Source organism: Pseudomonas anatoliensis (assembly GCF_017976235.1).
GTDB lineage: Bacteria > Pseudomonadota > Gammaproteobacteria > Pseudomonadales > Pseudomonadaceae > Aquipseudomonas > Aquipseudomonas anatoliensis.
The window spans coordinates 471063-496466 of record NZ_JACVHC010000001.1 but is presented as its reverse complement, the minus strand read 5'-3'; the positions used below and the strand labels follow the sequence as shown (position 1 = coordinate 496466).

At 59.3% G+C, this 25404-nt stretch carries 22 protein-coding genes; 9 read left to right on the top strand and 13 right to left on the bottom strand.

Going from position 1 to position 25404, the window contains the following annotated elements:
• Nucleotides 1–65: 65 nt before the first annotated feature.
• Entirely contained in the window at nucleotides 66–569 is a 504-nt protein-coding gene (locus ICA16_RS02170) for a GNAT family N-acetyltransferase (protein WP_210699814.1), read from the top strand.
• A gap of 510 nt (nucleotides 570–1079) precedes the next feature.
• Nucleotides 1080–1409, top strand: coding sequence for a hypothetical protein (locus ICA16_RS02165; protein ID WP_042559618.1), 330 nt, complete (start codon nucleotides 1080–1082; stop codon nucleotides 1407–1409).
• Nucleotides 1410–1567: 158 nt separating this feature from the next.
• Here the strand turns inward: ICA16_RS02165 and cynR are convergent, their stop codons facing one another.
• Complete coding sequence (cynR, locus tag ICA16_RS02160) at nucleotides 1568–2452, bottom strand: transcriptional regulator CynR (RefSeq protein WP_210699813.1); 885 nt, start codon at nucleotides 2450–2452, stop codon at nucleotides 1568–1570.
• Nucleotides 2453–2573: 121 nt separating this feature from the next.
• On the opposite strand from cynR, the gene cynS reads away from it, so the two are divergent.
• Together cynS and ICA16_RS02150 are read left to right on the top strand one after the other, a co-directional pair.
• Nucleotides 2574–3041, top strand: coding sequence for a cyanase (gene cynS, locus ICA16_RS02155; RefSeq protein WP_210699812.1), 468 nt, complete (start codon nucleotides 2574–2576; stop codon nucleotides 3039–3041).
• Nucleotides 3042–3101: 60 nt separating this feature from the next.
• Nucleotides 3102–3755, top strand: coding sequence for a carbonic anhydrase (locus ICA16_RS02150; RefSeq protein ID WP_210699811.1), 654 nt, complete (start codon nucleotides 3102–3104; stop codon nucleotides 3753–3755).
• Between the two features lie 165 nt (nucleotides 3756–3920).
• On the opposite strand, the gene ICA16_RS02145 is transcribed toward ICA16_RS02150, so the two are convergent.
• Together ICA16_RS02145 and glsB are read right to left on the bottom strand one after the other, a co-directional pair.
• Nucleotides 3921–5423: an aldehyde dehydrogenase family protein gene (locus ICA16_RS02145; protein ID WP_210699810.1), complete on the bottom strand. Its 1503-nt coding sequence runs from the start codon at nucleotides 5421–5423 to the stop codon at nucleotides 3921–3923.
• A 201-nt stretch (nucleotides 5424–5624) separates the two neighbouring features.
• Entirely contained in the window at nucleotides 5625–6533 is a 909-nt protein-coding gene (gene glsB, locus ICA16_RS02140) for a glutaminase B (protein WP_150592233.1), read from the bottom strand.
• 139 nt (nucleotides 6534–6672) lie between these two features.
• Here glsB and ICA16_RS02135 point away from each other — a divergent pair, with 139 nt between their 5' ends.
• Nucleotides 6673–7161, top strand: a complete 489-nt coding sequence (locus ICA16_RS02135) for a GFA family protein (RefSeq protein WP_210699809.1) — start codon at nucleotides 6673–6675, stop codon at nucleotides 7159–7161.
• A 153-nt stretch (nucleotides 7162–7314) separates the two neighbouring features.
• Here the strand turns inward: ICA16_RS02135 and ICA16_RS02130 are convergent, their stop codons facing one another.
• The 3 genes from ICA16_RS02130 to ICA16_RS02120 form a co-directional block, all read right to left on the bottom strand.
• Nucleotides 7315–8601 carry an ATP-binding protein gene (locus ICA16_RS02130; RefSeq protein WP_150615305.1) on the bottom strand — a complete coding sequence of 429 codons (1287 nt, stop codon included), beginning with the start codon at nucleotides 8599–8601 and terminating at the stop codon, nucleotides 7315–7317.
• Nucleotides 8602–9309 (bottom strand): response regulator, encoded by a 708-nt coding sequence (locus ICA16_RS02125; RefSeq protein WP_210553199.1) that lies wholly within the window; start codon nucleotides 9307–9309, stop codon nucleotides 8602–8604.
• A gap of 282 nt (nucleotides 9310–9591) precedes the next feature.
• Nucleotides 9592–10200 (bottom strand): MiaE family protein, encoded by a 609-nt coding sequence (locus ICA16_RS02120; RefSeq protein ID WP_150602857.1) that lies wholly within the window; start codon nucleotides 10198–10200, stop codon nucleotides 9592–9594.
• A gap of 159 nt (nucleotides 10201–10359) precedes the next feature.
• On the opposite strand from ICA16_RS02120, the gene ICA16_RS02115 reads away from it, so the two are divergent.
• Complete coding sequence (locus ICA16_RS02115) at nucleotides 10360–11223, top strand: universal stress protein (RefSeq protein ID WP_210699808.1); 864 nt, start codon at nucleotides 10360–10362, stop codon at nucleotides 11221–11223.
• Between the two features lie 86 nt (nucleotides 11224–11309).
• Here the strand turns inward: ICA16_RS02115 and ICA16_RS02110 are convergent, their stop codons facing one another.
• Nucleotides 11310–11780 (bottom strand): DUF1289 domain-containing protein, encoded by a 471-nt coding sequence (locus ICA16_RS02110; protein WP_210700161.1) that lies wholly within the window; start codon nucleotides 11778–11780, stop codon nucleotides 11310–11312.
• A gap of 470 nt (nucleotides 11781–12250) precedes the next feature.
• Here ICA16_RS02110 and acnB point away from each other — a divergent pair, with 470 nt between their 5' ends.
• On the top strand, nucleotides 12251–14860 hold the full coding sequence (gene acnB / locus ICA16_RS02105) for a bifunctional aconitate hydratase 2/2-methylisocitrate dehydratase (protein ID WP_210700160.1): 2610 nt from the start codon (nucleotides 12251–12253) through the stop codon (nucleotides 14858–14860).
• Nucleotides 14861–15712: 852 nt separating this feature from the next.
• Here the strand turns inward: acnB and ICA16_RS02100 are convergent.
• The 3 genes from ICA16_RS02100 to ICA16_RS02090 all read right to left on the bottom strand — a co-directional run bounded on the left by ICA16_RS02100 (nucleotide 15713) and on the right by ICA16_RS02090 (nucleotide 17661).
• Nucleotides 15713–16993 (bottom strand): HAAAP family serine/threonine permease, encoded by a 1281-nt coding sequence (locus ICA16_RS02100; RefSeq protein ID WP_150615304.1) that lies wholly within the window; start codon nucleotides 16991–16993, stop codon nucleotides 15713–15715.
• 252 nt (nucleotides 16994–17245) lie between these two features.
• A complete protein-coding gene (locus tag ICA16_RS02095; RefSeq protein WP_191626428.1) occupies nucleotides 17246–17416 on the bottom strand; it encodes a hypothetical protein in 171 nt (56 codons plus the stop codon).
• 50 nt (nucleotides 17417–17466) lie between these two features.
• Nucleotides 17467–17661, bottom strand: a complete 195-nt coding sequence (locus ICA16_RS02090) for a hypothetical protein (protein WP_150602860.1) — start codon at nucleotides 17659–17661, stop codon at nucleotides 17467–17469.
• A gap of 443 nt (nucleotides 17662–18104) precedes the next feature.
• Between ICA16_RS02090 and ICA16_RS02085 the strand changes: the two genes are divergently transcribed.
• Together ICA16_RS02085 and ICA16_RS02080 are read left to right on the top strand one after the other, a co-directional pair.
• Nucleotides 18105–18629, top strand: coding sequence for a cysteine hydrolase family protein (locus ICA16_RS02085; protein WP_210552997.1), 525 nt, complete (start codon nucleotides 18105–18107; stop codon nucleotides 18627–18629).
• A 139-nt stretch (nucleotides 18630–18768) separates the two neighbouring features.
• Nucleotides 18769–19737 carry a 2-hydroxyacid dehydrogenase gene (locus tag ICA16_RS02080; RefSeq protein ID WP_210699807.1) on the top strand — a complete coding sequence of 323 codons (969 nt, stop codon included), beginning with the start codon at nucleotides 18769–18771 and terminating at the stop codon, nucleotides 19735–19737.
• Here ICA16_RS02080 and tssA read toward each other — a convergent pair.
• Genes tssA through ICA16_RS02065 form a run of 3 tightly spaced genes read right to left on the bottom strand, consistent with a single transcriptional unit; the run spans nucleotide 19734 to nucleotide 25398 of the window.
• A complete protein-coding gene (tssA, locus tag ICA16_RS02075; RefSeq protein WP_150602863.1) occupies nucleotides 19734–20816 on the bottom strand; it encodes a type VI secretion system protein TssA in 1083 nt (360 codons plus the stop codon). The genes ICA16_RS02080 and tssA overlap by 4 nt on opposite strands.
• Nucleotides 20813–24637, bottom strand: coding sequence for a type VI secretion system protein (locus tag ICA16_RS02070; protein ID WP_210699806.1), 3825 nt, complete (start codon nucleotides 24635–24637; stop codon nucleotides 20813–20815). The genes tssA and ICA16_RS02070 overlap by 4 nt, the downstream gene beginning before the upstream one ends.
• On the bottom strand, nucleotides 24634–25398 hold the full coding sequence (locus tag ICA16_RS02065; protein ID WP_210553001.1) for a DotU/TssL family secretion system protein: 765 nt from the start codon (nucleotides 25396–25398) through the stop codon (nucleotides 24634–24636). The genes ICA16_RS02070 and ICA16_RS02065 overlap by 4 nt, the downstream gene beginning before the upstream one ends.
• Nucleotides 25399–25404: the final 6 nt, after the last annotated feature.

The window sequence follows — 25404 nt, the reverse complement described above, 5'->3', positions numbered from 1 at the left end:
AAATCCCCTCGCCACAAAGTCAGAGTCCACAATATTGGAGTCATCACAGTGGGAGATTCGCCAAAATGCCCAACATCGAACTCCACCTCGCCCAGCGTGACGAACTGCAAATCATCGAAAACCTGATGCAGTTCTACGCGTACGACTTCAGCGAATGGCTGCCGCTGAAGCTCGCCGGGCATGGCTTCTTCGCCCTCCAGCCAAAAGACGCTTACTGGCGCCACCCGGCCACCCGCCCCTTTCTAATCCGCGTCGATGGCGAACTCGCTGGCTTCGTCACGGTGGATAACGAAACCCACATCGACGGCGCCGAATTCAACATCGGCTACTTCTTCATAACCCGACGCATGCGTGGCCAAGGCGTCGCGCAGTTTGTCGTCTCTGCCCTCTTGAGCCAAATCCCCGGTCGGTGGCAGATTTTCCATATCGACGCCAACCTGCCCGCACAGCGCTTCTGGGCCAGGCTGATGCCGGAATTGGCCGGCGCCGAACTCACCTTGAGCCATCGCGATGTAGACGGCTATCCGTGCACGTTCTATACCCTGCGCAGCCCCGTTTCCGTCGCCTGAACGGATCCGTTCTCATTCCAAAACAGCTTTGTCCGACAATATGTAGTGCTCAAAAATAATCACTACAAAACCGTTGACGGCGTCGTTTTGCTTTTGCATGATGAAGACGTTCCCCGATCGGGAACACGGGTAACACGCTTGAGCAAACTCGTCTGACCGCCGAGTTGTTTTTTCCGGATACACGCTGCCCACAAGGCAGATTGAAGAAGCTGACCTGGCCTGAACGTCCAGTACAAGGACGAGAAGCGCTGGCGAAAATTCTCAAGACGCTTGTGCGTCGACCCTGAAAACGTCGACAAGGGCCTCCCGGTTTTCGCTGCTTCTCCTCGTTGTGACGCTATCGCGTAGCAGTTATTCAACACGACTACATGCAACAGATGCACGACCCCGTACTTCAAACGGGCGACCGCTGACGTCCTGGTTTCGGTGCCAGGGATCAACTAACCGATGGGCTACCTGTATTAGCGAATCAACTTAGAAAGATCACCAAACTGGTCAAGGGGCAAAATCATGAATCTGAACAATCAACCTACTATCGAAGAACTGGCTCGTATGTTCGCTGCGCAAAAAGACAGCCTCGACAGCCATATTCTGTGGATCAGCAAGTCGGGCCAAGTGCATATCGACTGCCTGGCGCCCCACGCTGGCGAAGAAGAGTTCGACCGCAACAATCAGAACCTGCTGGCCCGCCTGAAGATGTACCGCCGCGGCCAAGGTTATGTCGGCAAAAAAGCCGCGGCCGACAAGGACTTCATCGGTAATGTTCTGCAGACGCTGAAACAAGCGTGGGACTCGATGCAGAACAAGAATGAAGTTCGGGTGATTGATCGGTTCTGCTAAGCCACAACTTCAACATTAAAAAGGGCCTGCTTCCCAATGGAAGCAGGCCCTTTTTTACTATCCCCTGTAGGAGCTGCCGAAGGCTCGGGCCGCAAAGGACGATCTTTTGATCTTGTTTTTAAAAACCAAAGTCAAAAGATCGCAGCCTTCGGCAGCTCCTACAGGTGGGGATGTGTTTTGAGGACAAGGTTGGTGAACGCCTGCGCCGCCGCACTGTGATAATTATTCTTGCGCCGCAACAACGCCGCCCCGCGCTGCGGCGCTTCGCTTTCTACCCGCAGCCTGCGCAAAGCGCGATCCTCAGTCGCAATCGCCTCCGGCAACATCGTCGCAATCGGCGAATGCCGCACCACCTCCAGCAGCGTACTGACCGAATTCACTTCAATACGCACCTTGGGCGTGATGCCGTGCTGACGGAAATACTCATCCACCGATAAGCGCGTGATGAAGTCCGGCGCCAGCAAGGCAAAATCCAGCTGTGCGATGTCATCCGGTGTCAGCCTCAACGTGCTGTCGTACAACGGGTGCTCGCGCCCGACCATGATTCCCAACACTTCGGTGAACGCCGGAATGCACTCGATATCGGCATTGCGCACCGGGGTGAAGGCAATGGCGATATCCAGAGAGTCATCCGCCAGCCCCGCCTCAATGTCATCCATCGACAACTCGAAAATTTCCAGATGAATTCCCGGAAATCGCGCCGTGTAGTCGCGCACCAGCGGCCCCACCAGATACGCCATGAACGTCGGTGTCATGGCCAGGCGCAAGGTGCCACGCGACAGATCCTTCACGTCATGCAGCGCCCGCTTGCCCGCCTCCAGCTCCACCAGCACCCGTCGCGCACATTCGATATAGGCCTCACCGGCGTCCGTTGGCTTGACCGACCGGGAGGTGCGATCAAACAGGTTCACCCCGAGGGTTTCCTCAAGTTGGCGAATCTGTTGTGACAGCGTCGGCTGTGACACATGCAGCGCTTCAGCAGCGCGGGTGAAGCCGCCGTGATCGGCAACGGCAAGCAGATAACGCAAATGTCGCAACAGCATCGTGCACACCATCTATAGGCAGGGCTTATACGAAGCATTGTATATGGGTCTTGGACGCTATGGGTCAATCAGCAGAAGATCAGTCCCACACAGCAAGCCAACCCCTGAAAGGAGTGACACCATGCAACAGTCCCACGCCTACAACGACACCAGCCTGGCCCTGACCACCCGCATTCTCGACGCCAAGGCAGGCAAAAATCTGTCGTGGCAGGATCTCACCGACGGCACCGGTCTGAGCCTGGCTTTCGTCACCGCCGCCCTGCTCGGCCAGCATCCGCTGCCGAAAAACGCTGCCCAAGTGGTTGGCGACAAACTTGAGCTGGATGCAGACGATGTATCGGCGATGCAGATCATCCCGTTGCGCGGCAGCCTCAGCGGTGTGCCGACCGACCCGACCATCTACCGTTTCCACGAGATGATCCAGATCTACGGCACCACCCTCAAAGCCCTGGTTCATGAGCAATTCGGCGACGGCATCATCAGCGCGATCAACTTCAAACTGGACATCAAAAAAGTCGAAGACCCGGAAGGCGGCTCCCGCGCCGTGGTCACCCTCGACGGCAAATTCCTGCCCCTGCGTCCGTTCTGATGCGTCCCGGCCCGCACCTCACGTGCGGGCCCACCGATCTCCATTGAAGAGGACATACACATGAAAGCCCTGATCGACGGTTTCCTGAAGTTCCAGAACGAAGCCTTCCCGCAACGCACCGAACTGTTCAAACACCTGGCGACCACCCAACAGCCCGGCACCTTGTTCATCACCTGTTCCGACAGCCGTGTCGTGCCGGAACTGCTGACCCAGCAAGAACCCGGCGAGCTGTTTGTGATCCGCAACGCCGGCAATATCGTGCCGTCCTACAGTCCGCATCCGGGTGGGGTTTCGGCGACGGTGGAGTACGCCGTGGCGGTGCTCGGCGTGACCGACATTGTGATCTGCGGCCATTCGGACTGCGGTGCGATGACGGCGATTGCCCAGTGCAAATGCATGGATCACCTGCCCGCCGTCAGCGTTTGGTTGCAGCATGCCGAGTCAGCGAAAGTGGTGAATGAGGCGCGGCCGCATGCCAGTGACGCGGCGAAATTGAGTTCGATGGTGCGCGAAAACGTGATCGCGCAACTGGCGAATATCCAGACCCATCCGAGCGTGCGCCTGGCGCAGGAGAAAGGCCTGCTGAATTTGCATGGCTGGGTGTACGACATCGAGACTGGCTCGATTGATGCGTTGTCCTCGGACCGCCGCACCTTTGTACCGCTGGCCGAGCAACCGGCAGTTTGCGCAGTTCAAGCAAAAGCCGCTGCCTGAACAGACAACAAAATTCCCTCGCCACACGTGCGATCTACACAATGAACAGCTCACCCCTGTAGGAGCTGCCGAAGGCTCGGGCCGCGATCGGACGATCTTTTGATCTTGCTTCTAAAAAACCAAAATCAAAAGATCGCAGCTTGCGGCAGCTCCTACACAAGGTACTCAGCGTTTTACGGTGAGGTTTGTTTGAGTCATGCGACTGCGGACAGTAAATACGCCATCCCCCGAAAGAATCGCACTGCGCGCAAACAAGCGTCCGCTCTCCCAGTTCGAAAGCCCCAGCTCCGGCTTGTTCAGCGCGTACTGGCCATCGACCCAACGGGTGATGCCGTTGCCCACGAACGGCGCATTGACTGCGTTGTAAAAACGCTCCTGAACCTGCGCACTTTCGCTGATCAGCGACACGGTGAATTGCGGGCTATAACGGTTGAACAGCGCAATCGCCTGATCCAGATCTTCAACGATCATCAGGCTGACTTCCGGCGTTTCCTCCCATTCCCACTCGCGGCCCAACGCGGATTCCGCCAGTGGTTCGGCCAGCGCTTCAGTCTGATAACCCTCGGCGCGATAAACCTGCACCGTCGCGCTCTGCCATTCAGTCGGCAGGCAATTTTCACTGCCTTCGACGATGTGCAACTTGCAGCCCTGCCCGCGTGCGGTGCCGGCCTGTTGTAACGCATCAAGGAACAGCGGCACCAGTTCAGCAGCACGTTCGCGCTGAATCAGGCAGACATTCAGGGTGTTGCAGACCTTGCGATCCAGCGAGTTGCGCACCACTGCCGCGAAGCGCTGAGCGTCAGCGTCTCGATCGGCAATCAACCACGCGCCACCGGTGCCATGCAGGCTGACCGCAGTCCCCGCCTGCTGCGCAATGCTGCCCAACTGACTGACCGCACGCCCCGATCCGCGAGCCACCGCCAGCGACAGGCGCCGATCGGCAAACATCGCCCAACCGGCCGCGTGATTGACGCTCTCGACCAACGACACGGCGCCCGCCGGAAGACCCGCCGCTGCCAGCGCCGGGTTCAACGCGTGAGTGACGATGGCTTGCGCCGTGCCCAACGCATCGCTGCCAATGCGCAGCACCGCTGTATTGCCGGTGCGCAGTACACCGGCGGCATCGGCGAATACATTCGGGCGACCTTCGAAGACAAACGCGACAATGCCCAGCGGCGAAACCACTTGCTCGACCTTCCAGCCGTCGTGCTCGACGCTGCTGATGACTTTGCCGCGCGTCGGTGGCGCATCACGCCAGGCCCGCAGACCGGCAATCATGTCGCGGCGCATGCGCTCATCGGCGAGCAGCCGTGTAGTGGAACGTCCGCGAGCCTTGGCGCGCTCGATATCGGTGAGGTTGGCGGCTTCGATCTGCGCCCAGCATTCGGCGGTTTGCAGACGTTGCGCGAACAGATCGAAGAATTGGCTGATCGCCTCGTCCGACACCGCCGACAATGCGCTAAACGCCGCAGCGGCGCGCTCGATCGCAACCGAGGCCGCTTGTTGATCCACGACCGGAATCAGCAATAACTCGCCACTCATCTGCTCCACCAAAAGATGGTCTCCGGGCTGAAAACGCGCAGCCAGTTCGGGGCTGACCACAGTGACGCGGTTACCAGCGAAAGGGATCGGCGTGCCAGCGACTAGACGTTCGAGCGCAAGAGACATGAAGCGGATTCACCATGCAGAGGGCGGCCGGAAAATGTATAGGATTCTTCGCTGAAATACACCTTCCGCAAACATGACCAACCCTGTGGGAGCTGACTTGCCAGCGATGAGGCCGGCACATTCAAAATTGATGTTGCCTGATACGCCGCCGTCGCTGGCAAGCCAGCTCCCACAGGTTTTTTCAGCGTTCGTGCTATAGGGTTAAAACACCGACCAGCCAATCCGCGAACTGAGCATCTCCAGCGCCGCCATCCCCGCCAGCGAATTGCCCGCGGCATTCAGCTCGGGCGACCATACGCACACCGTGAACTGCCCCGGCACTACCGCGACGATCCCGCCGCCGACGCCGCTTTTCCCCGGCAGACCGACGCGATAGGCAAAGTTACCCGCCTCGTCGTACAGACCGCTGGTAGCCATGATCGAGTTGACCTGCTGAGTCTGGCGCCGAGTCAGAATCTGTTCGCCGCTGTGTTTGCAATAACCGTCATTGGCCAGGAAGCAGAACGCCCGGGCCAGATCGATGCAGTTCATGCGCAGGGCGCAGTGGCTGAAGTAACTGCGCAGCACCGCTTCGACGTCATTGTGGAAGTTGCCGAAGGACTGCATCAGGTAAGCCATCGCCGCATTGCGCGCGCGGTGCTGATATTCGGAGTCGGCGACTTTGCCGTCGATCATGATCTGCGGGTTGCCCGACAGGCGCCGGACGAAGTCACGCATCGACAGGGTCGGTGCGGCGAAACGCGACTGGTTGATGTCGCAGATCACCAGCGCGCCAGCGTTGATGAACGGGTTGCGTGGGCGCCCGCGCTCGAATTCCAGCTGCACCAGCGAGTTAAACGGCTGACCGGACGGCTCATGGCCAAGGCGTTCCCAGATCGCTTCGCCGGAATGATCGATGGCCTGCACCAGGCTGAACACCTTGGAAATACTCTGCACCGAAAACGCCGTTTCGGCGTCGCCAGCGCAGTACATCTCGCCATCATTGCCGTAGACGGCGATGCCCAATTGATTGGCCGGCACGGTGCCGAGGGCGGGAATATAGTCAGCCACCTTGCCCTGCCCGATCAGTGGCCGGACAGCGTCAAGGATCTCGTTCAACAGCGCTTGCATGCCGGGTTCCGAAGTCTCGCCCCATGGGATTGCGGGGACACAGGGGCTAGACGCTGCGGGCGCGCGTCGAATCACACCGGCAGGCACCCGGCACAATGATCTAGGCTCAAGCGTTCAACCCTGCTATCGGAGAGCACCCATGCACCTCGAAGGCTCCTGCCATTGCGGCGAGGTTTCGTTCAGCCTCACCAGTGCCCACCCCTACCCTTATCAACGCTGCTATTGCTCGATCTGCCGCAAGACCCAGGGCGGTGGCGGCTACGCGATCAACCTCGGCGGCGACGCCACGAGCCTCAAGGTTCGGGGTCGCAAACACATCAGCATCTACCACGCACGAATGAAAGACGAAGGCGAAAAACGTGCTCACCGCAGCACCGCCGAACGGCATTTCTGTTCGCTGTGCGGCACTGGATTGTGGCTGTTCAGCCCGGAATGGCCGGAGCTGATCCACCCGTTCGCTTCGGCCATCGACACACCGTTGCCGGTGCCGCCGGAACACACTCACCTGATGCTGGGCTCGAAAGCGCCGTGGGTCGAGGTCGATGCCAGGCCCAAGGATCAACAATTCGAGCTTTACCCTGAAGAATCCATCGCCCAATGGCATGAACGCCTCGGGCTGACCCAATAAATCACGGATCCTTGGCGAGCATTTGCAAACGCAACCCAAGTGTAGGAGCTGCGGCACGCTGCGATCTTTTGATCCTGGTATTAAAGGCCAGATCAAAAGATCGCAGCGTGCCGCAGCTCCTACAGTTTTTTGTGTCTGCCCCGGCCAGCATCGTTAATCCAGATGCGCCCACGTCATCCGAAACGACGCTCCGCCCCATGGCGAATCGCCGACTTCAACCTGACCGCCATGGGACTGCGACACCCGCCGCACCAGCGCAAGTCCCAATCCAAAACCACCGGTACGCCGATCGCGACTGGCATCCAGCCGCGAGAACGGTTCGAAAATCTTCTCCCGGCCATGCACAGGCACGCCTGGCCCGTCGTCGTTGACCCGCACTTCGTAATAGTCCCCGGTGCGCACCAGCGTCACTTCCACGCGCTGCTCGGCATAGCGAATGGCATTGCGCAGCAGGTTGATCACCGCCCGCGCCATGAAGCGCGGTTCGATGCGCACCGTGTCGAGCCGGCACTCACCAATCAACAACTGCACCCCCGCCGCTTCCGCCTCCAGCGCCACGCTGCCGACGACGCTGTCGAGCCAATTGGCCGCTTGAATGTTCTCGCGCTTGATGACCGTCGCACCCCTTTCAAGGCTGGCGTAGGTGAGCAGTTCCGAAACCATTTCCTCCAGCTCGCCAAGGTCGGCGTACATGTCGGCAATCAGTTCGCGGTTCTGACTGGCGTCCGGCAACTGCTTGAGCTGGTCGAGTTCGAACGACAGCCGCGCAATCGGTGTGCGCAGCTCATGGGAGACGGCGTTGGTCAGTTCACGCTGATTGGCGATCAAGCCTTCGATGCGCGCCGCCATCAAGTTGAAGTGCTCGGCCAGGTCGCGGATGTTCGAGCGTTTGGACAACTGAATGCGCGCCGACAGATCGTTGTCGCCAAAGCGCTCTGCCGCCAGACGCAGCTTCTCCAGGTCACGCCAGTGCGGGCGCACCCAGAAAAACAGGACGATACCGATCAACACCGCCAGCATCCCGTAAGCGGCGGCGATGTAGAACGGCATCAGGCTCGGTTCCGGCGGCAGCTTGATGCTGAGCACCTGCGAACCGCCGTCTATGTTGCTGATGAACTGGGTGTAGTTGTCGCGGATCACCAGCACATCCTGCGCCAATTGGGCTTTTTCCTCTGGCGTCAGGGCCAGTTGATCGGCTTCGACCAGTTTCAGTGTAAGACCGTAATGCGGCCGTAAGCTCTCCAGTCGCTGCTCACGATCGGCGCCCTGCCGCCCGCGCAAATGATCTACCAACGACCACGCCTGACCGCGCACCGCCTCGCGGTTGTAGGCCTGCATCTGGTTGTCGAGCAACGCGTTGAAGGTGTGTTCGACCGTCTGCAACGCCAGCACCAGACCGACCGTCATCACCAGAAACAGCCCGAGGAATAACCGCAGCATCTACAACTCCCACGCAAACGGATTGAACAGATATCCCTTGCCCCACACTGTCTTGATGCACACCGGTTCGCGAGGGTTGTCCTTGAGCTTGTTGCGCAACTTGCTGATGTACACGTCGACGCTGCGATTGAGCCCATCGAAGGCAATGCCGCGCATGCGATTGAGGATGTCATCGCGCGACAGCGTATTGCCGGCGGCACTGGCCAGCAGCCACAGCAGCTCGAACTCCATGGTAGTCATTTCGATGATCTCGCCCCCCAGGCGCACTTCGCGGCAACTGCGATCAATGCTCAACTGACCGAATTCAAGGAAATGCACCACGCCGCTGTCCGGCACCTGCCGGCGCTGCAAGGCGCGCAATCGAGCCAGCAACACCGGCGGTTTGATCGGCTTGATCACGTAGTCATCAGCACCGGACTCCAGGCCCAGAATATGATCGAGGTCGTCTTCTTTGGCCGTCAGAATGACAATCGGCGTGTCCGACACACTGCGGATTTCCCGGCACACGTGCAGACCGCTCTGCCCCGGCAGCATCAGGTCGAGCACCACGACTTTGGGCCTGAACGCCAGAAAAGCCGCCACGGCGAGATCACCGCGATGCACCGTGCGCACCTCGTAGCCATGTTGTTCGAGGAAGTGTGCGATCAGTGTGGCGAGGCGCTCATCGTCTTCCACCAACAGGACTTTGCCAAAACCCAGGTTATCCATAACGACCATCTGCCAACCATCTGTGAAGTGGGCGGCATTATGGCGGCAATCAGGGGCGAGACGTTTATCCCAGGCAGCAAAAACCGGCCGCGGGGGCCGGTTTTCGGTGATGTTTCATACTCTTAAGAGTTTTTAACAATCACGAAACAACATCGCCGCCTGCATTTGAAATGCAACCCCCTGTAGGAGCTGCCGAAGGCTGCGATCTTTTGATTTTGATTTTAGAAGCAAGATCAAAAGATCGCAGCCTTCGGCAGCTCCTACATAGACGGTTTCACAAGGTTATACAGCGGCAGGCACGCCACTGTGAAAGCGGAATTCCGTATCCGGCGATTCGATCAACTCCTGCTCGGCGGCGCGGACTCTTTCGATCACCTGCGCAACATCCTTCGCCTCACCATATTGATAAGCCAGTTTCAGATAACCCTGAAAATGCCGTGCCTCGCTTTTCAACAAACCAAAGTAGAACTTGCCGAGTTCTTCGTCCAAATGCGGCACCAGTGCTTCGAAACGCTCGCAACTGCGCGCTTCGATAAACGCGCCGACCACCAGCGTATCCACCAGCTTCACCGGCTCGTGGCTGCGCACCACTTTGCGCAGGCTCGAGGCGTAGCGACCGGCGTGGAGCTGGCGCAATTCGATCTTGCGGCGTTTCATCAGGCGCATGACTTGTTCGTGATGCACCAGCTCTTCCCGGGCCAGACGCGACATCATGTTGATGAGGTCGACGTGGGAATGGTACTTGGCTATCAGGCTCAGCGCGGTGCTGGCAGCCTTGAACTCGCAGTTCTTGTGGTCAATCAGCAGGGTTTCCTGATCGGCCAGTGCGGCCTGGACCCAGGCGTCGGGAGTGCGGCAGCCAAGGAATTCGTGGATTTCGGGAAGGATCATGGGGCTCACGGCAAAAGGTGTTCGAGCGAAGGGCGCCGATTATACCGGCCTGCGGGCAGACCACCAGCGGCTGGCGTTGATATGCATCAAGTCGCAGGTGTTCAAGCAGCAACTATAGTTGTGCAACGCCGTGCCTTTTCTTTGCTGGAGACTCCGCTCATGCAAGCCATTCGCAGCATTCTGGTGGTCATCGAACCCGAACATTCGGAAAGCCTGGCGCTCAAGCGCGCCAAACTGATCGCTGGCGTGACCCAGGCCCATCTGCACCTGCTGGTGTGCGACAAGAAGCATGATCATGCCGGCATGCTCGGCGTGCTCAAAACCGCGCTGCTGGCGGACGGTTACAGCGTGACCACCGAACAGGCGTGGAACGAGAGCCTGCACGAAACCATCATCGATGTGCAGCAAGCAGAAGGTTGCGGGTTGGTGATCAAACAGCATTTTCCCGACAGCTCGTTGAAAAAAGCGCTGCTGACGCCCGCCGACTGGAAACTGCTGCGTCACTGCCCTACCCCGGTGCTCTTGGTGAAAACCTCAACTTCGTGGAAGGACAAGGTGATTCTGGCGGCGATCGACGTAGGCAATACCGATGGGGAGCATCGGCATCTGCACACCACAATCATCGATCACGGCTATGACATTGCCAGCCTGGCCAAGGCGCATCTGCACGTGATCAGCGCCCACCCGTCGCCAATGCTGTCGTCGGCCGACCCGACGATGCAGCTCAGCGAAACCATAGAAGCGCGATATCGCGAGCAGTGCCGGGCGTTTCAGGCCGAATTCGACGTTGATGACGCGCACCTGCATATCGAGGAGGGTCCGGCGGATGTGTTGATTCCGTTTATAGCCCACAAGCTGCAAGCGGCCGTCACGGTGATTGGCACCGTCGCGCGTTCCGGATTGTCAGGGGCGTTGATCGGGAATACGGCTGAAGTGATACTGGATGCGCTGGAGAGTGATGTGCTGGTGCTCAAGCCGCAGGAGGTTGAGGATCATCTGGTGGAGTTGGCGGTGAAGCACTAAAGATCAAAAGATCGCAGCCTTCGGCAGCTCCTACAAGGGAATGCGTTCTACCTGTAGGAGCTGCCGAAGACTGCGATCTTTTGCCTTCAAGCGCCAAAGGCGTCCTTAAGAAATCCTGGCGCGATGTAGCGCTCATAGTGCGCTTCAGACAGCAGGAAGAATTCCCGATCAATGGCATCGCGCAATTCCGGCAGATTCCATTCGCGAAACTCCGGCAGCAACACCATGCCGTAGGCTTCCAGATTAATGATCACCCGCGCGCCACGGGCAATCAGCTGATAGGCCCAGCAATATTCCGACTGATGCGGCACGAAGCGGATCTTGCGCTGTTCGAGCTGCTGGCGCAGCCGCGCCGGGTCGAAAATCTCGACCTTGCCCGCCATCACTTGTGACAGCAACTGCTCCAGACGCAGCCATACCGCACGCTTTTCCTCCTCGCCGTAACCATTCCAATTGATCACTTCGTGATGGAAACGCTTGCAGCCACGGCACACCAGATCACCGTAAACAGTGGAGCAGAGGCCGACGCAGGGAGTCTTGATGGTCTGATTGGGCATATAAAGTAGGCAAAGGCACTGAAACGCGGAACAGGTCGGCATGTTAGCCCTTTGTCAGGCATTGATCACCCCTCAAACGTCAGGGGCAAGCGCTGGCCCGGTGTTTGGACCGGCTACGCACAACGCCACCAAAGTCCAATAGAGCCCGACTTACCTTTAAATTTTTTTTGCCGTAGAATCAGCCAGCCTTTTAAGGCGCAAATGTCCGTTAGAAGCTGTTTTCAAAGCGTCACGAGCACAGTCGTTCCTTCAGAGCGGTGTTGGCGACGGGTTTTTCCAGCGGGGAAAAGCCCAACGCCAACCCTCATCAGCTCCCCCTCTGCAGGCGTAAAACTTTGAAAGCAGCTTCTGTAAGGAATGGTCGGTAATTCTGGCTAAGTGGCCCACAACGCCACGCAGCGCATGAGTACGAGCATTTCGCGACGAGCGTCCCGGACACCCATTTGGGACCACTGATGAGGGTAATAACTGTGCTTGAAGCCTACCGCAAACATATCGAAGAGCGTGCAGCACTGGGTATCGTTCCCCAGCCGCTTAACGCCGAACAAACAGCCGGCCTGGTTGAGCTGTTGAAGAATCCTCCGGCTGGCGAAGAAGCTTTCCTCGTTGACCTGATCACCAATCGCATTCCACCAGGTGTGGACGAAGCTGCCTATGTAAAGGCCGGTTTCCTGTCTGCTCTGGCCAAGGGCGAAGTCTCCTCCCCTCTGCTGGACAAGAAGCGCGCTGTAGAACTGCTCGGCACCATGCAGGGCGGCTACAACATCGTGACCCTGGTTGACCTGCTGGACGACGCCGAACTGGCGCCAGTCGCTGCCGCGCAACTCAAGCACACCCTGCTGATGTTCGATGCGTTCCACGACGTAGCCGAAAAAGCCAAGAACGGCAACGTTCACGCCAAAGCCGTGCTGCAATCCTGGGCTGACGGCGAGTGGTTCAAGAACCGCCCGACCCTGGCCGACAAGATCAGCCTGCGCGTGTTCAAGGTAACCGGCGAAACCAACACCGACGACCTGTCCCCTGCTCCAGATGCCTGGTCGCGTCCAGACATCCCGCTGCACGCACTGGCCATGCTGAAAATGGCACGCGACGGCATCGTTCCTGATCAGCAGGGCGCCATCGGCCCGATGAAGCAGATCGAAGAAATGCGCGGTGAAGGCTTCCCGATCGCCTACGTCGGTGACGTGGTCGGTACCGGTTCGTCGCGTAAATCGGCAACCAACTCGGTGCTGTGGTTCTTCGGCGACGACGTTCCTTACGTGCCGAACAAGCGCGCTGGCGGTTTCTGCTTCGGCAGCAAAATCGCTCCGATCTTCTACAACACCATGGAAGATGCCGGCGCACTGCCAATCGAGTTCGACGTTTCCAACATGCACATGGGCGACGTGATCGACCTGTACCCGCATGCTGGCAAAGTCTGCAAACACGGCACCGACGAAGTCCTGACCACCTTCGAAATGAAGACTCCGGTGCTGTTGGACGAAGTTCGTGCTGGCGGCCGTATCCCGCTGATCATCGGCCGTGGCCTCACCGAGAAGGCTCGCGCCGAACTGGGTCTGCCAGCGTTCGATCTGTTCAAGAAGCCGGATGCTCCAATTGAAAGCACCAAGGGTTTCACCCTGGCGCAGAAAATGGTCGGCAAGGCTTGCGGTCTGGCAGAAGGCAAAGGCGTTCGTCCTGGCACCTACTGCGAACCGAAGATGACCACCGTAGGTTCTCAGGACACCACCGGTCCAATGACCCGTGACGAACTGAAAGACCTGGCGTGCCTGGGCTTCTCCGCTGATCTGGTAATGCAGTCGTTCTGCCACACCGCGGCATATCCAAAGCCGATCGACGTGACCACCCACCACACCCTGCCTGACTTCATCATGACCCGCGGCGGCGTTTCCCTGCGTCCGGGCGACGGCATCATCCACTCGTGGCTGAACCGCATGCTGCTGCCGGACACCGTCGGTACCGGTGGTGACTCGCACACCCGTTTCCCGATGGGCATCTCGTTCCCGGCCGGTTCCGGTCTGGTCGCGTTCGCCGCAGCCACCGGCGTTATGCCGCTGGACATGCCGGAATCGATCCTGGTGCGCTTCAAAGGCAAAATGAAACCTGGCATCACCCTGCGTGACCTGGTTCATGCCATTCCTTACTTCGCTATCCAGAACGGTCTGCTGACCGTCGAGAAGAAAGGCAAGAAAAACGCCTTCTCCGGCCGCATCCTGGAAATCGAAGGCCTGGAAGGTCTGACGCTGGAACAGGCTTTCGAACTGTCCGACGCCTCGGCCGAACGTTCGGCTGCCGGTTGCACCATCAAGCTGTCGAAAGAGTCGATCACCGAGTACCTGAACTCCAACATCACCCTGCTGCGCTGGATGATCGGCGAAGGCTACGGCGATGCACGTACTCTGGAACGTCGCGCACAAGCGATGGAAGCCTGGGTTGCCAACCCTGAGCTGATGGAAGCCGATGCCGACGCCGAATACGCCGAAATCATCGAAATCGATCTGGCCGACATCAGCGAGCCTGTGCTCTGCGCACCAAACGATCCGGACGACGCCCGTCTGCTGTCCAGCGTTGCTGGCGAGAAGATCGACGAAGTGTTCATCGGTTCGTGCATGACCAACATCGGTCACTTCCGCGCTGCCGGTAAACTGCTGGATCAGGTCAAGGGTCAGCTGCCAACCCGTCTGTGGCTGTCGCCGCCGACCAAGATGGACGCTCACCAACTGACCGAAGAAGGCTACTACGGCATCTACGGCAAGGCTGGCGCGCGCATGGAAATGCCAGGCTGCTCGCTGTGCATGGGTAACCAGGCACGTGTAGAGCCAAACGCGACTGTCGTGTCGACATCGACCCGTAACTTCCCGAACCGTCTGGGCGACGGCGCTAACGTTTACCTGGCTTCGGCCGAGCTGGCGTCGGTTGCTTCGATCCTGGGTCGCCTGCCGACCGTCGAGGAGTACATGGAATACGCTGGCAAGATCGACAGCATGGCGGCCGATATCTACCGCTACCTGTCCTTCGACCAGATCGCCGAGTTCCGTGAAGCTGCTGCGAACGCCAACATCCCGGTCGTTCAAGCCTAACGTTACAACGCCATGAAAAACGCCGCCCATCGTGAGATGAGCGGCGTTTTTTTATGCCTGCAGAATCGCCGCCGCCTGCTCCGGCCTCATCGCTGGCAAGCCAGCTCCCACAGGGATTGCGGGTGTCTGCGCATTGGTGGGCATCACACAGAACCCTGTGGGAGCTGGCTTGCCAGCGATAGCGGTGTGTCAGCCACCATCGTATTTGAATGAGCCAACGCTATCGCGAGCAGGCTCACTCCTACAATATTTGGTGTGATGCCCACCATGGCGCAAACACCCGCAAACCCTGTGGGAGCTGGCTTGCCAGCGATAGCGCCGTGTCAGCCACCATTGTCTTTGAATGTGCCACCGCTATCGCGATCAGGCTAGCTCCTACATTATTTTGTGTGATGCTCACCATGGCGCAAACACCCGCAAACCCTGTGGGAGCTGGCTTGCCAGCGATAGCGCCGTGTCAGCCACCATCTTTTTAAATGAGCCACCGCTATCGCGAGCAGGCTCACTCCTACAATATTTGGTGTGATGCCCACCATTGCGCAGACACCCGCAATCCCTGTGGGAGCCAGCCTGCTGGCGATGGCGGTGTATCAGCCACCATCGTATTTGAATGTGCCACCGCTATCGCGAGCAGGCTCGCTCCTACAATATTTGGTGTGATGCCCACCATGGCGCAAACACCCGCAATCCCTGTGGGAGCTGGCTTGCCAGCGATAGCGCCGTGTGAGCCACCATCTTTTTTAAATGAGCCACCGCTATCGCGATCAGGCTCGCTCCTACGTGGCGGTTTCATCCAGACGAAAAAAAACCACTGCACACATCGTGTGCAGTGGCTTTTCTGTTGATCTTGCTTTACATCGTCAGTTTGTAAACCACCGCCGAAATTGCCACAAGACCTACCACGGTGACGAACACATTGGACGCTTGACCACGAAAGCGCGCCATCGCCGGCACTTTGCGGATCGCATACATCGGCATCAGGAACAGGATCGCCGCGATGACCGGGCCACCGATGGTCTCGATCATGCCGAGGATGCTCGGATTCAGCGTCGCCACGATCCAGCACACCACCAGCATGAAAGCCGCCACGATGCGATCCAGCGCCTTGGCGCCGGGACGCTTGCCGCTCTTGATGATCAGACCTTTCAGACCTTCACTGGCACCAATGTAGTGACCGAGGAACGACTTGGAAATCGCCACGAACGCAATCATGGGTGCCACGAATTCGATGGTCGGGTTGCTGAAGTGGTTGGCCAGGTACGACAGGATCGACAAGTTCTGGTCCTTTGCTTCAGCCAGTTGTGCTGGTGACAGGGTCAGCACGCAGCTGAACACGAAGAACAGCACCATCACCACCATCAGCAGGTGCGCACGACAAAGGATTTGCGAGCTGCGCTCATCGGCGTGGGTGCCGTAACGGCGCTTTTGATCGACCGCGAACGCCGAGATGATCGGCGAGTGGTTGAACGAGAACACGATCACCGGGATCGCCAGCCACAGCGTGTGCAACAGCTCCGACGGCGCAGGGACTTGCGACACGGTGGTGAGGATGCCGCCATTCCAGTGCGGAATCAGGTACACCGCGAGAAACAGCAGCGCGACGATAAACGGATAGACCAGCAAGCTCATCGCCTTGACGATCGCCTGTTCGCCACAACGCACCACTGCCAGCAAACCAAGAATCAGCACGAACGACAGCAACGCGCGTGGCGGCGGCGTGATGTGCAGTTGATGCTCGAGGAAACTGGCGACCGTGTTGGTCAGGCCGACGCTGTAGATCAGCAGGATCGGGAAGATGGCAAGGAAATACAGCAGCGTGATCAGCGCCCCGGCCTTGATGCCGAAATGCTCTTCGACCACATCAGTAATGTCGGCGCCTTCTCGACCGGACAGCACAAACCGGGTCAGACCGCGGTGTGCGTAGAACGTCATCGGGAAGGCCAACAGCGAGAGGATCACCAGCGGCCAGAAGCCACCGATCCCTGCGTTGATCGGCAAGTACAGGGTGCCGGCGCCGATGGCCGTCCCGAACAGTCCCAACATCCAGGTGGTGTCCTGGCGATTCCAGCTCGAAAGTTCAGCGGGTGCTGCTGCATCAAAGCGCTCTTCGACGCTATTGGCCTGATCATTCATCCGGTCGGATCTCCGCATTCCGGTCACTTGCCACTCGGTCAGGACGCGTCGGAAAAAACCGACAGACATGCTCCGGCCGAAACAGGGGCGCGATTCTCCGTGATAAATGAGCAGAAGCAAAGACTTAGCTGAGGAATGGTTGTGCGGAGCAGATCAGAGGGATGTCGTTTTTGGGAAATTAGCTGTCGGCGATGGGTACGTACAGTGTCGTTTTCTGGCAAGCACCAGCGCCGAATATGATGGGCGACTTGATCAGATCGATCGAGCCAGGATGAATCCAAGTGACATGCAAAAAATGCCGAACCCCAGCATCCCCCAGACTGGATACATATCGTCCTTGTCCTTGATACGCATTTTCTCAACCCATTCATCGTGCTCTCGATCTAACTGTTCAATCATGGCTTTGCGGTCAAATGTACTCATGTTGATTTCCTTTTTGGGTCATGGGCCTGACTGTTGAGAAGCGCGAACACTCAAAACTTGAAAAAAACGCCTGCTACTGCAGTGATTGCGGTCACCACCCCACCCAACACGGCGAGTGGATATAAATTCGTCTCCCTCTCTAGCTTTTTTGCTTCCGCTAGCAGCTTTTGTCTCTCAGCCGCGAGTTTCCGCGTTTCGTTCATTAGCCTTTGGAGTTCCAGATTGTCGCGATCATCCTGAAGCATGCGCCTTCCTTGGCTATTGGCACTGGCTGCCGAGCTGCTTTGTACCCTCATGATTTCCTATTCATCCCGTGCCAGATAGCAGATGAGTCCGGCGATTTCGTAGGCAAAATCCGCGAGTTGAGTAGGCCGCCTCATACAAAGTCGCTACTGAGATTACGGCGGGCCAATCGCCCTGCCACCGCCTGTGGTCTGCTCCGGCGGCGCCCGGTTATCGAGCACTTGATTGACAGCCGCCCAACACGACCAGCATGATCGACCTCATGAACCTTCGCTCGCTGCACTTCACCCGCACCACCACGACCGCCACCGGCGGGTCGTGGTGTTTGCGTCTGAGGTAAAAACCAGCGCAGCGAACCCAAGGCCCCGCCAGCAATGGACGGGGCCTTGTTGTTTCTCCCGTCCGTGCGGCATCAGCTACCCCGCTCGTCAAAAGGAGAAACACCATGTCTGCTGCGCTGTTGATCATCGATATGCAGGTCGGTCTGTTCCACGGCCCGGAAAAACCCCACAAGGGCGAACCGGTTCTCGCCAACATTCAGCACCTGATCAAAAAAGCCCGCCAACAAAACGTGCCCATCTACGCCGTGTGCCACACTGGCTCCCAGGGCTCGCCGGTTGCTGCTGGCAGTCCATTCTGGCAATTGCTGCCAGCGCTGGAGCTGGACGCTGACACCGACATTATCTTCAACAAGTCCAGACCCAACGCCTTCCTCGGCACCAAACTGGCGCAGCAACTCAACAGCCGAAAAATCGACGATCTGTACCTCGTCGGCATGAAGACTCAGTTCTGCATCGACGCCACCTGCCGCGCCGCCGCTGACCTGGGCTTCAAACCTGTAGTGGTCGCCGACGCTCACACTTGCATGGATACCCCGGTGCTGCCTGCTCAAGCCATCATCGAACACCACAACGCAACCCTCGGCGCCGGCTTTGCGAGGCTGATCGACAGCGCCGACGTGACCTTCTGACGAAGCGTCCGCGCGCTCCCCGTTTCAGCTCCTACACTGGCTGAAACGGGGCAGCGCTCAGCCATTGCCAAACAGCTCTGGAATCAGCACTCTGCTACGACTTCGCGACCGAACCGCCATTGTTCAAAGGAGCCGCGCAATGCCCGCCACCGTTCTGGTACTGGTTGAAACCATCAATGACTATCTGCCGATTCTCGAGCATCAAGGTTTTCACCTGATCCTTGCTCCCACCCCGGCCGAACGTGCGCAAGCCATTGCCACCCACGGTGTACGGATCGATGCAGTGCTGACCCGTGGCCCGCTGGGCCTGACCGCCGCTGAAATTGCCGCGCTGCCGGCGTTGAAAATCATCACGGTGATCGGTGCCGGTTACGAACAGGTCGACCTGCAAGCCGCCAGTGATCGTGGGATTACCGTGACCAACGGCGCCGGGGTCAACGCCTCGTCCGTGGCTGATCATGCGATGGCAATGCTGCTGGCGTTGGTGCGCGATATTGCGCGCTGCGATGGCGCTGTGCGTCGGGGGGAATGGCCGAAGATCATGCGTCCATCCCTGGCTGGCAAACGGCTGGGCATTCTTGGCCTCGGTGCGGTGGGTCTGGCGATTGCCAAGCGCGCCAGCCTCGGCTTCGACATGCAGATCAGCTACCACAGCCGCCAATTGCGTAGCGAGGTGCCTTATGCGTTCTGCTCGACCCCGACCGAACTGGCGCGAGCCTCGGACTTCCTGATCGTCGCGACGCCGGGCGGGATCGGCACTCAGCACCTGGTGACGCGTGCGGTGCTCGATGCGCTGGGGCCGAACGGTTTCATCATCAACATTGCCCGGGCCAGTGTGATCGCCACGGCAGACCTGATCACCGCGCTGGAGCAACGGCGCATTGCCGGCGCCGCGCTAGACGTCTTCGACCATGAGCCGCACGTAGCGGATGCGCTGAAAACCCTGAGTAATGTGTTGCTCACGCCTCACGTCGCCGGTCTGTCACCGGAAGCCACCCAAGGCACAGTAGAACTGGTGGGGAAAAATCTGCAGGCGTTCTTCTCCGGGCAACCGGTGCTGACACCGATTCAGTTACCGCCGAAAATCAGCAGCCAGCGCGTGCACTAAAGCACGCCAAGCAACGTCCACAAGCGCCGCGATTCAGCATCGGCGCTGATCAACTCTCCGAGCAATTCACTCAGCGGTTTGTTGCCCCACTCGACTCCACGCCGGATCAGATACGGCACTGGACTATGCGGTTCGGTGCGGGCGAGGTATTCGGCGATCAGCAGCAATTGGCGATAGGCCTCTTCGCGATTCGCAGGCTCACGAAAGGCCTGCGCGATTGGCGCGTCCTCGACGGATGGCGCAACGGCAGCAGGGACTTCGACCACAGGGGGGGGCGGCGCCGGTTGTTGTGGGTGCATGGCGATAAACTCCTGAACCAGCTTCAGTAACGCTTCAATGGTGTCCTGCAAGGGGCGCAGTCCCGGCGCCTGATCACCCAGATAGGCATCGCTCCAGCTATCGAGCCGTTGCAGGTGTTGCAGGCTCAGCAACAGGTTGCCCTGAGTGCGTAGCCAGAACGCCAGCGGCGTGACGCGAATCTGTTCGTTGAGTTTTTTCTGTTCGTTGCGCGCGGCTTCCGCTGAGGTCTTGGCGTTCTTGCTGTCGTTGGCCTGCACTTGCTGAACCTGCAAACGCCGCCAGACTTCAAGGGTATAAGCCTCAAAATCGCTGTTACGGCTGCCGAATAAAGGCACGCGGGTGAGCAACACTTCACTGTACCGACGCACCAGCCACTCCAGCGGAATAACCCGCCACGACTGGTCGCCATCCTCGGCGCGCGGATGCAAGTCTTCGGGGAAGCGCTCACACAGACCGGCGATCAGCGCCAGACTGCCGGGCAGGCCGTCCAGGGCCTGCAAATGCAACCACGCCTCGCCGAGCCAGGCGCTGAGCATCAGATCCTTGCTGCGCTCCAGCAATAACGTCGTGGTGAGTTTCTCGACATCGGGCCAATTCGCCCGCTTGAGTGTCGACTGCCAGACCCCGGTGGGCAGGCTGGCATCGTCTTCGCGGCGCAGGTCGCGCAACTGGTCGAACTCACGTTCATAGCGCAAATCGACGCCGCAAGGCGCGTCCGCACTGATCGGCGCGAGCAACTGATCAATCAGGTCCGGCAACGTAGTTGATGGCAGGCTCACAAGCCCTCCTTCCGGGATTCAAGGGCGGCGGTGCTGCCGGTTGCCTGAAACGGCGAGCGCGGCGCGCGGGTCGGCAACGGCGCAATCGACAAAGGCAGTTTCGAACCTTGGCTCATCAACGAAACGCGCACGAACATCCGTGTGAATTCGTTGGTGACGCTGTCGGGGGCGCCCGTTACCGGCAAACGCAGGGTCAAGGGGAAGTCGGTGTAGTCCATGCTTGGCTGGCGCTGCACCGAGAAATGCGCGCGCATCAGCCGCAGCAGCGACCACGGCCCGCCATACTCCCAACCGGCTTCCAGATCACGCACCACCAGGTTCGGTTGCAGCGGATCGTTGACCGGCCGCTCCTTGCCGTTGCGCGCCCAGCGCAGGGTCAGGCGCATCGGTTGGCCAACCATCCAGCGCAGGTTCGGTTGCTCGGCCGGCATCGGATAATTGATTTGCTGACTGCCGGCAAGCAAGCCCCAGGCAATCACCTGATCAGCGCCCTGCTCGTCATCACGATCGGTGCGCCAACGCACGTCCAGCTCAACGCCGAGAATGCCGCTCTTGTCGCGTACAAACAGCGGCGTCAGCCAGGTGCTGGCCTGCTTCAAGCGATTGAGAAAATCAGCCGCGGCCAGGCGTTCTGGAGTCTGATTGGTAGCCAGTCCGGCCTGGGCGATCGGCAGACGTTTGTCGATCAGTTGCAGAAAATATTCAACCCGCGCCGGATCGGCGTCTTGCATCTGCACGCCATTGGCGAACGGAAAGCGATCGGCCAGGTATTGGTTGAAGTAATTGGCCAATTCATTCCACGCCGCCGCAGCCTGTTGCACTTGCAGCATCTGGCAACGCTGCATGGCTTCCTGCTGCAACTCCACGCCGCGCATCGCCAGGGTGCCGCGCCCGCCAGTGAGGTTGGCGGTCTGCAACATTTGCAGGCAGGAATTGACGTCCATTTCAACGAAGTCTCGGCTGACCAGTTGCTCGATCTGCGCCGGCGAACTGGCCGGATTGGCTTCCTTGTACTTGAGCAGTTCGTCGTTGAGCGCGCTGAACTGTGTCACCCGTTCGTAATCGAGCGCCGACAGATTGGCTTGCTGGGTCGTCAGCCACTGCAACGAAGATGTCCGCCGCTCAGTGATGCCAAGCATGGTGTTGAATTGCTGCTTGAGGCTCAGTTTCAGGTCCTGCACATCGCTGGCACCGAACAGTTGCAGGCCGAGGTTTTTCGAGCCATCCCACTGGCTGATTTCGCTGCGTCCGCCAAACAGCGGTTGCTCGGTGACTTCACTCAACGCGTTGGTGATCTGCGCCAGGGCGCGGCGATTGAGTGCCGATTGCAGCTGTGTGGCCAGATCCGTGCGATGGACTTCGACGAACGCCTTTTGCAGGGCCATGGCTTGCTCGGCCTGCACGTTGAACACCGCATAAGGATGCGCCTGATCGTTGTGATCCTTGAGGCTCAACCACATTGCCTGGGCGGCGGCGCCCTCGGCGGCTTTAAGCAGCGCGCCGCGATAATCCGGCGGGATGCGCGGCAATTCTTCAGCGATATAGCGGCTGTAGTCGGCGAAGTATTTCAGTGATTCATTGAGGTCATCGCCATCGACGGTCTGGCCCTGCAAGTTGATGTTGTCTTCGCTGGCACGCAAGGCCGCTGAAACGAAGTCACGCTTGAACAGCGCCTGTATCGCGTTATCGAGCTTCACCACCTGTTCTTGCAGCGCCAACTGCCCACTGGCCTGCTGAACGAGAAGATTGTCGCGCGAGCCGACCTGGGCGATCCATTGATCACGAAAACTCTGCTGCAAGCGTGTCGCTTGTGTGTCGAGGTCCTGTTGCACCTGTGGCCCCAACAGCGAACTCTTGCCCACCTTGTCGAGAAAGTCCCGATAACCCGGCACGAGCTCCTGGCCCTTGCCGCGGCTCCAGGTCGAATTGGTCAGGGCAATCGCCGCTTGCAGATCGTCGACCAGCGCGGTCAGGTCTTCAAGCTCGGTCAGGCTGTTACCACTGCCGGCCTCCAATTGATCAAGGTGCAACTTGAGATAACCGGCCTTGCTGACAAAATTGTCGGCGAGAAAATATTGATCGAGCCAGCGCTGCATCAAGCCGGAAAAATTACTGACGATCAGCGGCCGGTCGGCGCTCAGGTCAAGCGCCTGCAAGCTGCCGTCCTCGCCCGCCACCAGCAGACGATTGTAGAAAGGCGCATACGCCAGGGTGCCTGCGTTGAGGTTCAGGGACAGCGCGTTATTGCTCAGTTGCACCAGATCTTCCAGCGGTGCGCGCTGATTGTTTTGCACCTGATTGAACAGTTGGTTTTGCTGTTCCAGACGCAGTGCCCGATTCACCAGATCGGTTGCCTTTTGATAGTTCTGCCACTGCGCCGGGTCGTCGCCTTCGACAGTGCTGCGCCGATCAGTGCTGCGGATCGCCTTGATTTGCGCCAGCTCCGCGCTCAGCAGTTGTTGCAGAGGCAGGATCATATGGCGCCGGGTGGACTGAAAAACTTCCTGTTCAAGCTGGTTGTCGAGCGAGGAGAACCACGACGTCGGAAACACCAGCGAAACGTAGTTCCAGTGCGGGGCGCGTTCCAGTACCCGCCAGAAAGCCTGCACGTTGCGCCGGGTCGAGTCGATTCGCTGCGCCTCATCGGTGACCGCCACGTAACTCTTCTGCGCTCCCTGCATCTGCCGCGCCAGTTCATGGGCATCCCTGACCGATGCGTGCCAGACCCACAGCATCGCCACCGCCCAGACCACCCCCACCACCAGCGCCACCCCGGCAGTCAGCCGTTGCCAACGTTGACGCAGGCGCAGCAAGCGCGGCACACCGTGCGCCAGTCCCTGTTCGCCAACCAGGCGCTGGCGCCACAATTGCCGGGCGAACGCGCTGCGCTGCAAGCCGTTGTCTTCCAGGCTAAAACCATTCTGCGCGTCTTCCCCCGCGACATTGGCGGTGAAATACACGCCGCGAAAACACGGCGCCTCGCCTTGCGCATTGCCCTGAAATACCGGCTCCAGCACGTTCTGCAAACCACGCCGTAAAGTCTCGAGACGGTCCGGCAAGGCATACAGATCGGCACTCAATTGCCCCGACAACGTTCCGATTTCAATCACCGCTTCGGCCACGGCGCGGTGCAGTTGATCCAGCGCCTGATCACTCCACGCGCCTTGCCACACGGCGTCGCGGGCGTAGGGCGACGACCAGCCCAGCGTGGCTTCGCGAGCCTCTTGCGGCAACGCACTGATCAGTTCCTGAAATCCCGGCAATTCCTCGAGCCCGGTCACAATCACGTAGACCGGGACGCTCAGGCCGAAGCGTTGCAGCAGGTCGATGAAACGTCGACGTGCGGCCAGACCTAACTGCGTCGCTTGTTCAAGATTGTCCAGGCGACTGACCGGCACCGTCCAGATCACCGCGTCCAGCGGCCGTTTGCTGCGCAAGCGCAGGATCAGGCCGAGCAGCCGCCACCAACTGCCGCGCTGCAAATGCATGCCGTCATCCGGCAGGAACAATGCCTGCGGTACCACCAGCACCGCGCCTTCGGGGTCCGACCACCAGCGCCCGAACCACGCCGGTTTGTCGGTCGGCTGCAAGCGCCACTCGCTGACCAGTTGCGTACCCTGGACCTCGTCACCGAGCATCAGCAGCCATGGCATCTGGTAGCGGTCGAGATTGCCCTGGTCGCGCTCCATATGGCGCACCGAGGCATAAAAACTGCGGATCGCTGCGCCGCTTTGAGTGCGCAGCCACCACACCGCCACGCCGATGATCACCAGCACCAGCAGAATGGCGACGACCCACGCGACAATCGTCAGCGGGCTCATGAGTCTTGCTCCGGCGCATCCACCACATCGCTGGTTTGCAATACCGGCGCCAACTGTTGGCCGATGTCACGCCACAACCAATGCCCGAGCCCGGTCAGTAACAGCACAATAGCCAGAATGCCCAACGCCAGACGAAAGCCGTCCGGCAGCGCGGTGCGTACCGGCATCTGCAACGGTATCGCCAGCGAGGGCTGCGCCAGTCGGCGGCTGACATCGGCGTACGTGGCTTCCGCTTGCCAGGCAAAGTTGAACAGCGCCAACCGCCATTTTTCCAGTTGTGCCTGGCTGTGCTCGCCGCGCAGACGGCCATGAAAGCCGAGAATCAGGCACTGCAAATACACGTTGGCCAGATCGCGGGTGGTCGGTTGCTGCTCGTCGAGCAGGGTTTGAATCGCCGCCGGCACCTGCTCGCCAGCCTGACGACTGGAATACAAACGCGACTCCAACGGTTTGTCCTGCCATGCGCCCTGCCCCGGCCACGGCGTGAACAGCAGGGTTTCGTCGACCAGTGCGACGAACGCATACACCACGGCTTTGACCTGTTCGGTGGCCGAGTCGCCGACCCGTGAATACGCGGTGCGCCACAGTCGTTGCGAGGCCTGCGTGGACAGCTCGACCACGGTTTCGACCAGTGCCGCTTCGTCCTCGCTGTCCTTGGGCAATTGCAGCCAATCCTGTTGCCATTGCTGCCACGCCTGCCGGAACGCGCTGCTCAACGGTGCGTCCTGCAACCCAAGGCTTGCGGCACTTCCTTGCGACATACGGCG